Origin of the sequence: Labrenzia sp. 5N (assembly GCF_012395805.1) — a bacterium.
Taxonomy (GTDB): Bacteria; Pseudomonadota; Alphaproteobacteria; order Rhizobiales; family Stappiaceae; genus Roseibium; species Roseibium algicola.
In genome coordinates, this window is the sequence record NZ_JAAZTM010000024.1 from 350,225 (window position 1) to 363,919 (window position 13,695).

At 59.7% G+C, this 13,695-nt stretch carries 12 protein-coding genes; 11 read left to right on the top strand and 1 reads right to left on the bottom strand.

The window, feature by feature from the left end:
* The first annotated feature begins 10 nt into the window (after positions 1 to 10).
* Genes HEP89_RS28675 through HEP89_RS28705 form a run of 7 tightly spaced genes read left to right on the top strand, consistent with a single transcriptional unit; the run spans position 11 to position 7,324 of the window.
* Positions 11 to 1,321 (top strand): aromatic ring-hydroxylating dioxygenase subunit alpha, encoded by a 1,311-nt coding sequence (locus HEP89_RS28675; RefSeq protein ID WP_152507930.1) that lies wholly within the window; start codon positions 11 to 13, stop codon positions 1,319 to 1,321.
* Positions 1,321 to 1,794: an aromatic-ring-hydroxylating dioxygenase subunit beta gene (locus tag HEP89_RS28680; RefSeq protein WP_077294496.1), complete on the top strand. Its 474-nt coding sequence runs from the start codon at positions 1,321 to 1,323 to the stop codon at positions 1,792 to 1,794. The genes HEP89_RS28675 and HEP89_RS28680 overlap by 1 nt, the downstream gene beginning before the upstream one ends.
* The gene (locus HEP89_RS28685; RefSeq protein WP_168693708.1) at positions 1,791 to 3,404 is read left to right on the top strand and encodes an AMP-binding protein; all 1,614 of its coding nucleotides are present in this window, start codon (positions 1,791 to 1,793) and stop codon (positions 3,402 to 3,404) included. The genes HEP89_RS28680 and HEP89_RS28685 overlap by 4 nt, the downstream gene beginning before the upstream one ends.
* Positions 3,404 to 4,579, top strand: a complete 1,176-nt coding sequence (locus HEP89_RS28690; protein WP_168693709.1) for a thiolase family protein — start codon at positions 3,404 to 3,406, stop codon at positions 4,577 to 4,579. The genes HEP89_RS28685 and HEP89_RS28690 overlap by 1 nt, the downstream gene beginning before the upstream one ends.
* Entirely contained in the window at positions 4,576 to 5,832 is a 1,257-nt protein-coding gene (locus HEP89_RS28695; protein ID WP_168693710.1) for an SDR family NAD(P)-dependent oxidoreductase, read from the top strand. Before HEP89_RS28690 ends, HEP89_RS28695 begins: the two co-directional genes overlap by 4 nt.
* A complete protein-coding gene (locus tag HEP89_RS28700) occupies positions 5,829 to 6,602 on the top strand; it encodes a cyclase family protein (RefSeq protein WP_168693711.1) in 774 nt (257 codons plus the stop codon). Before HEP89_RS28695 ends, HEP89_RS28700 begins: the two co-directional genes overlap by 4 nt.
* Entirely contained in the window at positions 6,599 to 7,324 is a 726-nt protein-coding gene (locus HEP89_RS28705) for an SDR family oxidoreductase (RefSeq protein WP_075283479.1), read from the top strand. Before HEP89_RS28700 ends, HEP89_RS28705 begins: the two co-directional genes overlap by 4 nt.
* A 218-nt stretch (positions 7,325 to 7,542) precedes the next feature.
* Here HEP89_RS28705 and HEP89_RS28710 read toward each other — a convergent pair whose 3' ends face one another.
* Positions 7,543 to 7,944 carry a thioesterase family protein gene (locus HEP89_RS28710; RefSeq protein ID WP_023001307.1) on the bottom strand — a complete coding sequence of 134 codons (402 nt, stop codon included), beginning with the start codon at positions 7,942 to 7,944 and terminating at the stop codon, positions 7,543 to 7,545.
* Between the two features lie 409 nt (positions 7,945 to 8,353).
* Between HEP89_RS28710 and HEP89_RS28715 the strand changes: the two genes are divergently transcribed.
* The 4 genes from HEP89_RS28715 to HEP89_RS28730 all read left to right on the top strand — a co-directional run bounded on the left by HEP89_RS28715 (position 8,354) and on the right by HEP89_RS28730 (position 13,694).
* Positions 8,354 to 9,370, top strand: coding sequence for a TRAP transporter substrate-binding protein (locus tag HEP89_RS28715; RefSeq protein ID WP_077294514.1), 1,017 nt, complete (start codon positions 8,354 to 8,356; stop codon positions 9,368 to 9,370).
* Positions 9,371 to 9,424: 54 nt separating this feature from the next.
* Positions 9,425 to 9,922, top strand: coding sequence for a TRAP transporter small permease subunit (locus HEP89_RS28720; protein WP_075283482.1), 498 nt, complete (start codon positions 9,425 to 9,427; stop codon positions 9,920 to 9,922).
* On the top strand, positions 9,915 to 11,228 hold the full coding sequence (locus tag HEP89_RS28725; protein WP_023001304.1) for a TRAP transporter large permease: 1,314 nt from the start codon (positions 9,915 to 9,917) through the stop codon (positions 11,226 to 11,228). The genes HEP89_RS28720 and HEP89_RS28725 overlap by 8 nt, the downstream gene beginning before the upstream one ends.
* Positions 11,229 to 11,375: 147 nt before the next feature.
* On the top strand, positions 11,376 to 13,694 hold the full coding sequence (locus tag HEP89_RS28730; RefSeq protein ID WP_168693758.1) for a cytochrome P450/oxidoreductase: 2,319 nt from the start codon (positions 11,376 to 11,378) through the stop codon (positions 13,692 to 13,694).
* The last annotated feature ends 1 nt before the right edge of the window (position 13,695 follow it).

Sequence of the window (13,695 nt, forward strand, 5' to 3'; positions counted from 1 at the left end):
AGGAGCCAGCATGCAAACGGCCAGCCAAATCGCCGCTCTGTTCACGGGGCCGCAGGTGCATCGGGACGTCTACACGAGCCCGGAAATCTACAAGCTGGAAATGCAGCATCTGTTCGCAAACACCTGGGTGTTTGTCGGCCATGACAGCCAGACCCCGAACAAGGGCGATTATTTCACCACGCAGATCGGCGACCAGCCTGTCATCCAGGTGCGTCACTCCGATGGCGAAATTCACGTTCTTTACAATCGCTGCCCGCACAAGGGCACCAAGATCGCGATCGACCGGGAAGGCAACACGGGCAAGTTCTTCCGGTGCCCCTATCACGCCTGGTCGTTCAAGACGGACGGCTGCCTGCTCGCGATCCCGCTGAAGAAGGGGTACGAGAACACCGGCTTCGAAAACACCGAAAATGCCAAGGGCATGACAGCCGTTGGTGCGGTCAAGAACTATCGCGGTTTCGTCTTTGCCCGCCTGGCTGCCGAGGGCATCAGCTTCGAGGATTACTTCGGCGACAGCCTGAGTTCCATCGACAACATGGTCGACCGCTCGCCGGAAGGACGGCTTGAGATCGCCGGTCCCCCGCTGCGCTACATGCACAAGTGCAATTGGAAGATGCTGGTCGAAAACCAGACCGATACCTGCCACCCGATGGTCGCCCACGAAAGCTCCGCCGGAACGGCAGTGAACATCTGGAAGGAGATGGGCAACCCGGAACCGCGTCCGCCCGCGATGGAGATCATCGCGCCCTTCATGTCGCCCTACGAGTTCTTCGAGAACATGGGCATTCGTACCTGGCCGAACGGGCACGGGCATACGGGTGTGCATCATTCGATCCATTCCGACTATTCCGCGATACCTGGCTATTTCGAGGCCTTGAGCGAAACCCACGGCGAGGAGCGCGCGAAGGAAATTCTCGGCGAGAACCGGCACAACACGGTCTATTTCCCGAACATCATGATCAAGGGACCGATCCAGCAGCTGCGCAATTTCATTCCGCTGGGGCCCGACAAGACACTGGTCGAAAGCTACATCTACCGCCTGGTTGGAGCGCCGGACGAACTTCTTGCCCGCACCGCCATGTACAACCGGATGATCAACGCTCCGACATCGATGGTCGGCCACGACGATCTGGAAATGTACGAGCGCGCGCAGGAAGGCCTCATGTCCAACGGCATGGAATGGGTCAACGTTCAGCGCCTTAGAACGGAAGAGGAAGACTTTGGTGAGGAGGCCGTGGAAAACGGCACCACGGAACGGCAGATGCGCAACCAGTTCGATGCCTGGGTGAAATTCATGACAGCTACGATGGAGAATGCGTGATGGCGGTTTCCAGGGAAGAGGTCATCGACTTCATCTATGACGAAGCAAGAATGCTGGACGAGGGCCGCTACAGTGAATGGCTGTCGTTGTGGCTGGAAGATGGCCACTACTGGATGCCGCTCGACTACAAGCAGACCGATCCGCATCTGGTGACGTCCCTGCTCTACGAGGACATGTTCATGCTGCGCTTGCGCGTGGAACGGCTGAACGGGGCCAGAACCTTCAGCCAGAAGCCCAAGAGCCGTTGTCACCATGTCATCCAGCGGCCTTTCATCGACGAGATGGACGGGGACCGGATCGTTACCAACACATCCATGCATTACGTCGAAACGCGCCTGGACGAGCAGTTCCTGCTGGCGCTGACGGCAACGCACGAACTGAAAGTTGTCGATGGCGAGATCAGGATCGCCAACAAGCGGGTCGACATCCTCAATTGCGACGCCGCCTTCGGCAATATTCAGTTGCTGCCATGACAGCCATGACAGTTGAAACAGTTTATGAGGCCTTCGCTGCAACGGCGGAGAAATTTCCGGACCGACCGTTTCTGAACGTTCTGCCCGGCACTGCAGACATCTACGGCATACCGCCCGGCGAGCTGACATATGGCGCCGCGCGCCAGGAAGTCGACACGCTTGCGCAGGACCTGACGGAGGCTGGCTATGGTGCAGGCATGCGTGTTGCCCTGCTTCTGGAAAACCGGCCCACGTTCTTCCTGCATTGGCTCGCGGTAAACCGGATCGGCGGCTCCGTTGTGCCGGTCAATCCGGATCTGAGAGCAGCGGAGCTTGAATATCTCATCGGCCACTCCGAACCGGCGTTGATCATATCGATCGAAGACCGCCACAAGGAACTTGAGGCTGCCGTTGCCGCTGCCGGCATCAAGGCGGCCGTGATTGCCCCCGGCGACCCGGTCCCCGGGCCGCGCGACCAGGCGGTCACCGCCCGGCCGCTGGAAGGCGAAGCCCGCGAGGCGGCTATCCTCTACACCTCGGGCACGACCGGCAAACCGAAGGGCTGCGTCCTTCCCAATACCTATTTCCTGCTTGCGGGCCGCTGGTATGCCGGTGTCGGCGGATTGGCAACGTTGACGGAAGACGGCGAGCGCATGATCACGCCCCTGCCCGTCTTCCATATGAACGCAATGGCTTATTCCTTCATGGCGATGGTCATGGTTGGCGGGTGTCTTACCGTTCTGGATCGCTTCCACCCGCGTGCGTGGTGGCAGGATGTTGCCGCGTCCCGGGCAACCTGTCTGCATTACCTGGGCGTGATGCCGTCCATGCTGATGGGGTTCGACCCTTCCCCTGAAGAACGTGCGCATCAGGTGCGTTTCGGCTTTGGCGCAGGCGTCGACCCGAAGCTGCAGATAGCCTTCGAGGACCGTTTCGGCTTTCCGCTGGTCGAAGCCTGGGCGATGACGGAAACCGGTGCCGGGGCGGTAATCGCCGCCTCGGGTAAAGACCGGCTGGTTGCCCAGGCAAGCATCGGCAAGCCAAGCACGGGCGTCGAATGGCGGCTTGTCGACGACAGTGGCAAGGAGGCGATTCAGGGTGAATTGCTGGTACGCCACGCGGGGCCGGATCCGCGCTACGGCTTCTTCTCGGAATACTACAAGGACGCTGCCGCGACGGATGAGGCCTGGAAAGACGGCTGGTTCCATACCGGCGACATCGTCCGCCAGGGCAAAGACGGCAACCTGTTTTTTGTCGACCGCAAGAAAAACGTCATCCGGCGGTCGGGCGAGAACATCGCCGCCGTGGAAGTGGAATCGATCCTGATGCGCCATCCCGACATCGAGGCGGCCGGTATTGCCCCTGTGCCCGACCCGGTGCGCGGCGACGAGGTGTTTGCCTGCCTGAAAGTGAAGAACCCGAGCCGAGACAAGGCCGAGGCGATCACACGCTGGTGCCTGGAGCAGATGGCCTATTACAAGGCGCCGGGCTACATCGCCTTTGTCGACAAGCTGCCGTTGACGCCGACCCAGAAGATCCAGCGGGCCGCCTTGAAGGAATTGGCCCTGCAGCTTCTGGACGATCCCGATACAATCGTCACCGGTCACATGAAAAAGCGGCAGGCCAGTTGATGGGGAAACGACAGAGCTATAAGGGTGTTGCGGTCACCGCACCGGTTTCAATTCCCTACCAGCGTTACTCCATCGAAACGGCCCATTGGTGGATCGCAAGCGCGTTGCGCGGATCCCTTCGGGCCGCTGGTTTGAGGCCTGCGGATATTGACGGGTTTTCGGTTGCAAGCTTCACCCTGTTTCCGGATACCGCTGTCGGGCTGACGCAGCATCTGGGCCTGTGCCCCAGGTGGCTGGACAATATTCCGATGGGTGGTGCCAGTGGTGTGGTTGCCCTGCGGAGGGCCGCACGTGCAGTCCAGGCGGGCGACGCGGACATCGTGGCCTGCGTTGCCGGCGACACCAACCACATCGACAGCTTCAGAAATCTGCTGTCGAGCTTTTCCCGCTTTGCCCAGGATGCCTCCTACCCTTACGGATTTGGGGGGCCGAATGCCAATTTCGCGCTTCTGACCGACCGGTACATGCAGGAATATGGCGCGACACGCGAGGATTTCGGCAGGATCTGCGTTGCGCAGCGTGCCAATGCCCTGCGCAATCCGAACGCGCTGATGAAGAAGCCGCTGACGCTCGAGCAATATCTCGACGCCCGCCCGATCGCCGACCCGATTGCCCTGTTCGACTGTGTCATGCCTTGCGCCGGGTCCGAGTGTTTTCTCGTCATGTCCATTGAAGAGGCAGAGCGGCGGAACCTGCCCTATGCCGTGATCGGCGGAACAATCGAGCGCCACAACGCCCATGCCGAGGATCCCGTGCAACTGCGTGGCGGCTGGACGCTCGATGTCGAAGAACTCTACGCCATGGCGGAGTGCTCGCCGGACGACATCGATCTCCTGCAGACCTATGACGATTATCCCGTCATTTCGATGATGCAGATCGAGGATCTCGGTTTCTGCGACAAGGGCGGCGCCCCCGATTTCGTCAGGAACCGCGACCTGACAATTTCCGGAGACTTTCCGCACAACACCTCCGGCGGACAACTGTCTGCCGGTCAGGCCGGGGCAGCGGGTGGTTTCATCGGCCTCGTGGAAGCACTGCGCCAGGTGCTGGGTACAGCCGGAGGCACGCAGGTGGCTGATGCGACGACCGCGATGGTTTCAGGCTTCGGCATGATCAATTACGACCGCGGCGTCTGCACGAGTGCGGCCATTGTGAAAACAGGGAGCCCGGCATGAGCACACCGCTTTCCCCTCCCCTCAAGAAAGATCCGCAAAAGCGCACGCAGTCTCCGCTACGTCCCCCGGAGGCCCGATCCCGCGCGGCTCTCGGCCTGACCGCGGCTGCGGCGGAGGGCCGTTTCGCTCTTCAGGTCTGTGACGACTGCGGCACGGTGCAATATCCGCCCCGGGATGTTTGCGGAAGCTGCCTGTCGGCGGGGCTGGAATGGCAGGACATCTCGCCGGCGGGCACACTGCTGGCAGAAACCCGGATCCGCACGTCGATCAATCTCTACTTCCGCGAGAGAACGCCCTGGCGCATGGGCTCGGTGCAACTGGATGCCGGTCCCGTGGTCCTGTGCCATGTGCATGGTGACTGCGAGCGCGGCGGGGAAGTTACACTGTTGAACCGCCTGGACGCGTCCGGCCAGGGCGTTTTGCTGGCAGTGCCCAAGGACAGGACAAGCAATATGGAAGACGATCCGCAAATGCGTGCCCTTTCAGCCGACCCGAAACACAGGCGCATCCTGATCACGGACCTGCGAAACCCGAACACGCCGGCTCTGGTGAACTCGCTGCTGGAGGCAGGGGCTTCGACCATCTTTGTCGGCGAGGCCGAAAGCTGGCGTCCGCACACCAACCGCGATCTCTTGTCCGGGCTTGAAAAGGTCAGCGTGCTGCCGCTTGACGTCACAGACACCGCTTCGGTAGAGCGGCTTGCCGGGGAAATTGGCGGAAAGACGGATGTTCTGGTCAACAATGCCCGGTTTCTGCGGCCGGGCGGTGTTCTGGCAAGAGGCGATACTGCCTTCGCGCGCGAGGAAATGGAGACCAATTATCTTGGTCTGATGCGTCTTGCGCAGGCCTTCGGACCGGGCATGTGCGCTCGCACCAACGATGGCGTCAACTCGGCGGTGGCCTGGGTGAATATCCTGTCAGTCTTCGCCCTGTCCAACTCACCGGACTTCGGCTGCTTTTCTGCCTCCAACGCTGCTGCCTATTCGCTGTCGCAGTCCCTGCGCGGAGAATTCCGTGCATCCGGGCTGCGTGTGATGACTGTCTTCACCGGACCGGACGAAGACGACTGGACCCAGCCGGTGCCGCCTCCCAAGGTCAATGCAAAGGCTCTGGCAAGGTCTGTGGTCACGGGGCTGCAGCAGGGGCTTGAAGACGTGTGGTGCGGTGACGTTGCCATGGAGATACGCGAACGCTGGCGGCGGGACCCGAAAGTCCTGGAACGTGAACTCACGCAAGGGGGAGAAGGCGCATGAGCGGTCTGAACCAGCTGGTCTCCGGCCTTGCCACTGGAGCCGTCAGGATTGTGGATCTGACCCACACGCTCGATCCGGACTTTCCGGTCATCGTGCTGCCGCCCGAGTTCGGTCAGTGTGCGCGTTTCCGGATGGAGGAAATCAGCGCCTACGATCACCGTGGTCCGGCATGGAAATGGCACAATATTTCCATGAGCGAACACACCGGCACCCATTTCGATGCGCCTTCGCACTGGATTTCAGGAAAGGACGTGCCGAATGGCTCGGTTGACGAGATCCCGGTCGAGGCTTTTGTTGGTCCTGTGGTGGTAATCGATTGTTCGAAAGGGGCGGCAGAGAACGACGACTTCGAACTGACGCCCGAGGTGATCGCAAACTGGGAAAGCGACCATGGCCGCATCCCGGAAGATGCCTGGGTGCTGATGCGCACCGACTGGTCGAAGCGCAAAGGCGCCGACTATCTGAACATGCGCGCCGACGGACCGCATTCGCCCGGGCCGACGCCAGACGCGATCCGGTTTCTGATCGAGGAGCGGAACATCCGTGGCTTCGGTACCGAGACCGTCGGAACGGATGCAGGCCAGGGAGCGCACTACGTGCCGCCCTACCCCGCTCACTACTTTCTGCATGGCGCGGGAAAATACGGGCTGCAATGCCTGGCCAATCTGGATCAGCTGCCCGCGACAGGTGCCGTGCTGATTGCGGCTCCCCTGAAAATCAAGAATGGAACCGGCAGCCCGCTTCGGGTTCTGGCGATGGTGACGGAATGAGTGAATTTACGGCAGTCGTTACCGGCGGCAACAAGGGGATTGGTGCCGATCTGGTCGAAAGGCTTCTCGGTCAGGGTTACACGGTGGTGTCGGTGGCACGAACTGCGCCTGAAAAGTCTCACCCGAACCTGCATTCGGTGGAAGCTGACCTTCTCGATGCACAAGCCGTGGCCGCTGCCGCCAGCACGATCGCGGCGGAGTTCGACGTCACTCATCTGATCCATAATGCAGGGCTCATCTGGCCCAATCTTGTCGAGGATGCCAAACCCGAAGACATCACCGGCCTTGCGCAGTTGCACCTGGGATCGGCATTAACACTCCTGCAGGCGGCCTTGCCAAACATGAAGGCGCGCCAGTTCGGCCGTGTCATGTTCAACGCCTCACGGGCGGCGCTCGGCGCACCGACCCGAACCGCCTACAGTGCCAGCAAGGCCGGCATGATCGGTATGGCGCGCACCTGGGCCCTGGAGCTTGCCCCGCATGGCATCACCGTCAACGTGGTTGCCCCCGGCCCGATCCTGACCGACAACTTCTGGGGCATCGTCGAAAAGGACAGCCCGCAACAGGAAGCCCTCGCCAAACGCATCCCGGTCGGGCGCATTGGCAACGTCCGGGACGTGACCAATGCCTTCCTGTTCTTCTGCGATCCGGAAAACAGCTTCGTGACCGGTCAGACGCTTTATGTCTGCGGCGGTGCGAGCGTCGGAACGCTGACGATCTAGTGTGGTGAATTTGAAATACGCCTCATTGGTGCTGCAACCGCCAGAGCGTATTTCAAATTCGAAAACCACACTAGAAACATATATTTGCTAGTCACCCTTTTGAATCTGAAGTTCGTTCGGAGCATGCCGGAAATTGAGACGAACTTCAGATTCGGGTGACTAGCGGGAACCGCGTTTGACGGGAAACCAACGCGATTTGTTCTGAAGCGTCTGAGCGCTCAGCTGTCTTCTTGATCTTGTGGCATGCAGGCCAGCAGGGCTGCCTTCACGTCATCCGGCCAGGGGATGGAGCAATGCTTGTCGAGATCGCTGGCGGCCAGCACCTGGGTGCTCGACCAGCGTTTTTCGCCCTTGCAGCTGATCTCGTGATGCATGGTGACCGACGACCGGCCGACCCGCTTCACGGTTACTTCGAACTCCAGCTCTTCCCCGAAAAAGGAAGGGCTTGAGAAGTCGCTGGAAAGATGGACAGTCGGAGTGCCCCAACGTTCCTCCCAGATAATCTTGTGCCATGGATAGCCAAGCTTCAGCCAGAATTCCTCGTTCACACCGTTGAGGATGTTCAGATAGGATGGAAAATAGGCTGTGCCGGAGATGTCGCAATCACCGAAGTTGAGCATGCGGGTGGTTTTGAATGGAACGTCCAAGATGCGTTTCTCCCTGCCACTGGCTGGCTCGCCATGTAACGGCGGCCCAATTTTATTTATTTGATTTTGCACATATCGCGGAGTGGCTTCAACACGTGGATTGTTCGCCAGAATGTTAACTCCTCGCCCGAGTAACGCGGGCTGTGCGCTGAGAAATCTGGATAAACATCTGAAATCAAGAAGATTATTCGGGGTTTCGTGAGGCGTTGATCCGCCGGAAAAATGATTGCGGAGCGGAGGTGTTTTCTATTTTCGATTGCAAAAAATACATGCAGTTTCATATTTATTGACAAGGCATGCTCATCAATGGAAGTATTCAAAAACGGTCTCGGGCCTGCGGAGGAGCCCAGCCAGACAGACGCATCATTCAAGGGAGAGGAAGATGAAGTCGCTATTCAAGATTGTTGGCGCTGCCGCAGTTTCACTGAGCCTCAGCGTTTCGGCGCTTTCGGCGGAAACCGTTCTCAAGATTTCCAGCTGGCTGCCGCCAACCCATAGCGTGAATACCGGCATTTTTGCCAATCTGATCACCATGATGGAAGAAGCTACAGGCGGCGAAGTCTCGGGTGAGCTGGTCTTTGGCCTCGCCCCGCCGCCAGCCCAGATGGATCTGGTTCTCGATGGTGCCGCAGACATGGCTATCATCTTCCACGGGTATCAACCGGGCCGTTTCGTCGGGACTAAGCTGATTGAACTGCCGGGTTATGAAGGCAACGCAGAAGACGCATCCGTCGCCTATTGGCGCGTTTATGAAAAATACCTCGCTGCTCTGAACGAGCATCGCGGCGTCAAGGTCATTTCGCTCAACACCCATGGCCCCGGTCAGATCCATTCCAGCAAGGAAGTCAGCAGTCTTGCCGACATGAACGGCCTGAAGACGCGCATCGGCGGCGGTGTTGCCGGCGATGTGGGGTCCGCGCTCGGCCTGATCGGCATCAACGTTCCGGCTCCGAAGGTTTATGAAACGCTGGAATCCGGTGCGGCCGACGCCGTTGCGATGAATGTCGGCGAGCGTGTCGGCTTCAAGCTGAACGAAGTGGCCAAGTATCTTTATGACATGCCGGGCGGTCTCTATCGCGGCTCCTTTGCCGTGATCATGAGCCAGGAAAAATTCGATAGCCTGCCGGAAGATGTCCAGAAAGCCCTGGACGAGCAAGTGTTTGGTGAGCCCGCGAGCCGGATGGCAGGTGCATCCTGGGACGAGTCAGACACGATTGCCTATGAAGCGACCAAAAACGCAGAAGGCACGAAGATCACGCCTGCGAGCGACGATGACATCGCCAAGTTCGAGGAAATCAGCAAGGAAGTCACGGACAAGGTTCTGGCGGAATTGCAGGAAGCCGGGGTGGACGCGAAAGCCGCCTACGAAATGGTCAAGCAGGAAATGGCCGGAAACTAAACGAGTCCGGGCGGTCCGGTTTGTCCGGACCGCCCGCAGCTGAAGGATCTGGACGTGTCCCGTCTACTCAAGTTTGCGGCCAGTCTGCCGGCGCTGCTTGCCTCGTTTGCCTTGTTCGTCCTCATGGTCATGACGTTCTGCGACGTGGTGCTCCGGTCGGTGTTCAATGCGCCGATCGAAGTTGCCGCCGACATGACGCGTCTGCTCATGGCAATCATGGTTTTCTCCGTTCTGCCGGTCGTCTCCGCAAAGGATGGCCACATCTGCGTCGACCTGACGGATGGCATGTTCAAGCGCGCCGGACTGACCCGCTGGCGTAATGCATTCACAGATCTCTTTTGCGGCCTGATGCTGGTCCTGCCGGCCATGCGCGTATTTGATCTGGCCGAACGAAGCCGCTCCTACGGCGACGTCATGGAATATCTGCGCCTGCCCCTGCACTATGTCGGTTGGTTCATTTCCATCGTCACGGCAATTACCGCCGCAGTCCTCATTGTTCGCGGGCTCGGCCATATTTTCGCACCGAAATTGATGAGCCCCCGGCATGCTTGAAGGACTTCTCGGATTTGCAGCGGTTCTCGTACTAGTCCTGCTGCGAGTGCCCATCGCCTTCGCCATGGGCTTTGTCGGAATGATCGGCTTCATGATTGAATCGGGCTACCGCGCCTCGATTTCCATGACGGCCCGTCTGATCATCGATACCAGTCAGGATTACGGCCTCTCGGTCGTTCCGCTGTTCATCCTCATGGGGTTGTTTGTCAACAAGGCGGGGATCAGCCGGGAGCTCTATGCCGCTTCCAACGCGTTCCTCGGCCATTTTCGCGGTGGTCTCGCGATGGCAACCATCGTTGCCTGCGGCGGTTTTGCCGCCATATCCGGATCGTCCCTTGCAACCGCCGCCACCATGTCGAAAGTGGCCATGCCGGAAATGCGTCGGTTCGGCTATGCCGACAAACTGTCGACGGCTTCGATTGCCGCCGGCGGGACGCTCGGCATCCTCATACCGCCTTCGGTGATCCTCGTCATTTACGGTCTGCTGACCGAAACCTCGATCGGCAAGCTTTTTGTCGCCGGCATCATTCCCGGCCTTCTGGGTGTCGTACTCTATCTGGTTGCTGTCCAGTTCACGGTCTGGCGCGATCCGGAAGCCGGTCCGGCAGGGGAACGCATCAACCTCAGCGGAAGACTGTCCGCCCTGAAGGATGTCTGGGCTGTCCTGCTGCTGTTCTTTCTGGTGATCGGCGGGCTCTATGGTGTCTTCGATGTGCCGCCGATCAACCTGAGCTTCTCGCCGACGGAAGCCGCCGGCATGGGCGCCATGGGGGCTTTTCTGATCGCGCTTGCCCGCAGACGCTTGTCGCTCGCAGATGCCCTGGAAGCCCTGCGTGAAACGGCCATGACTGCAGCCAGCCTGTTTGCAGTTCTGATCGGCGCCTGGATCTTCTCCAACTTCGTCAATATCGCAGGCCTGCCGACCGCACTTAGCGACATGGTGACCGCCTACAATCTGCCGCCCTGGATGGTCATGGGGCTGATCCTGCTCATCTATATTGCGCTCGGCTGCGTGTTCGAAAGCCTGTCGATGCTGCTGTTGACCGTGCCGATTTTCTTTCCGGTCGTCACAGGGCTTGGCTATGATCCGATCTGGTTTGGCATCATCGTCGTGGTGGTAACCGAAATCAGCCTGATCACACCTCCCGTTGGCCTGAATGTCTTCGTGTTGCGGGCGGTCGTCGGCGACGTGCCGACGGCCACGATCTTCAAGGGTGTCACGCCGTTCTGGATGGTCGATATCATTCGTCTGATCATCTTGCTGACACTGCCGGGACTAGTGCTCTTGCTGCCAAACCAGATGTAGGATCAGATTTGGTCTGGCATCTGTCGGCAAGCCTCTGGCATCGGAGCCGACACAGACCGCAGACGTACCTTTTCAAAGGGGGATGCGGTCCGACTACTTTTCTGGGAGGAGGAGAAAATGGAACGCACTGCGAGCCCTGCAGACGCGATGGCGGGCGGTAAGTCTTCAAGGGGCAGACCGGACAACCCGGCCGCTGCCGAAGCCCAGTGCCCGTTTTCCAAAAAGGCTGCTGAATTCGATGCGTTCGCCGGACCCTATCAGGCGGACCCCGCAGAAGCACTGCGCTGGTCGCGGGAGCAGTTGCCCGTCTTCTACAGTCCCAAGCTCGGCTATTGGGTGGTCAGTCGCTACGATGACATCAAGGCGGTCTTTCGTGACAACATCCTCTTCTCGCCCCGGAACGCCTTGGAAAAAATCACACCGGCAACGCCGGAAGCAATGGAGGTTCTGAAGGGCTACGGCTACGCGATGAACCGGACCATGGTGAACGAGGACGAGCCCGTACACATGGAACGGCGGCGCGCCCTGATGGACCATTTCCTTCCGGATAATCTGGAAGCCAGGCAGGAGATGGTGCGCCGGCTGACGCGCGAAAAGATCGACGCCTTCATCGACAGCGGCCGGGTCGATCTGGTCGACGCCATGCTTTACGAAGTGCCGCTGAATGTCGCCCTGCATTTTCTGGGCGTTCCGGAAGACGACATCGCGGTCCTCAAGAACTTCTCGGTCGCCCACTCGGTCAATACCTGGGGCAAGCCTACCGACGAGCAACAGGTCGCCATTGCGCATGACGTCGGGCAGTTCTGGAACTACGCGGGCAAGATCATCGAAAAGATGCGCAAGGAGCCGGACGGAACCGGCTGGATGCATGAGACAATCCGCAAGAACGCGGAAATGCCGGATGTCGTGCCGGACAGCTACGTACATTCGATGATGATGGCTATCATCGTCGCCGCCCACGAAACGACGTCGCTTGCCTCGGCAGGAATGTTCAAGACACTGCTCACCCACAGGCAGGCCTGGCAGGACATCTGCGAGGATCCGAGCCTGATCCCCAACGCGGTGGAAGAATGCCTGCGCTATTCCGGTTCCATCGTTGCGTGGCGGCGGCAGGCGATGGCGGCGACCAGCATCGGCGGAGTCGAGATCCCGGAAGGGGCGAAGCTGCTTATCGTTCAGGCGTCCGGCAACCAGGATGAGCGGCATTTCGAAGATGGCGACAAGTTCGATATCTACCGTGACAACGCCGTCGATCACCTCACGTTCGGCTACGGCAGCCATCAGTGCATGGGCAAGAACATTGCCCGTATGGAAATGCGGATCTTCCTGGAGGAAATGACGCGCCGGCTGCCACACCTGCAACTGGCCGAACAGGAATTCACTTACCTCGCCAATACGTCCTTCAGAGGTCCGGATCATGTCTGGGTCGAGTGGGATCCGGTGAAGAACCCCGAGCGGGCCACGCCCTCGATTGCAAACGACAACCATCATTTCCCGGTTGGAGCGCCTGCGCGCCGTGATATCGCGCGCAAGATCCGCGTCAAGAATGTCCGCAGGGAAGCAGACGGCATTCTTGGGCTGACGATCGAGGATGCCAAGGGCCGGTCCCTGCCGGGCTGGAGTGCCGGGGCACATATCGAAGTGTGCCTTGAGGGCTTCGATCGCAAATATTCTCTGTGCGGCAGAGCCGATGGCAGCGACTACGATATCGCCGTGCTTCTTGAAGAAGATGGGCGGGGCGGGTCGCGCCGTATTCACGAGGTTGCCGCAGAGGGGCTTGAACTGCGTCTTCGCGGCCCGAGCAACCTCTTCCGGCTCGACGAACAGGCCAGCTCATACGTCCTGATTGCCGGAGGGATCGGCATCACGCCAATCCTCGCCATGGCAGACCGGCTGAAAGCCTTGGGGCGTGACTACATGATCCACTATTGTGGAAGGTCCCGCGGAAGCATGGCCTTTCTGGACCGGTTGCAGGCCGATCACTCCGGAAGGCTTGCGATCTATGCCGGGGACGAAGGCGCACGCGCGGACCTGGCCGCCATTGTCGCCGGCTTGCGCGACGGCGGGCAGATCTATGCTTGCGGTCCGCAGCGGATGATTTCCCAGCTGGAAGACCTCACTGCAAGTCACCCGGCCGGCACCTTGCATTTCGAGCATTTCTCCGCGCAGGAGACCGCTCTCGATCCATCGAAGGAAAACGCTTTCCAGGTCGAACTGAAAGATTCGGGCCTGACGCTTGAAGTCGCAGCAGATGTAACGTTGCTCGACGCACTGCTTGCGTCAGGTATCGACATTGCCTGCGATTGTCGGGAAGGTTTGTGCGGCAGTTGCGAGGTTGAAGTTCTTGAGGGAGAAATCGATCATCGCGACGTGGTACTGACGCGCACCGAACGCGCGGAAAACCGGCGCATGATGTCCTGCTGCTCGCGGTCTGCGAAGGGCGGCAAGGTCAAGCTGGCGCTGTAGG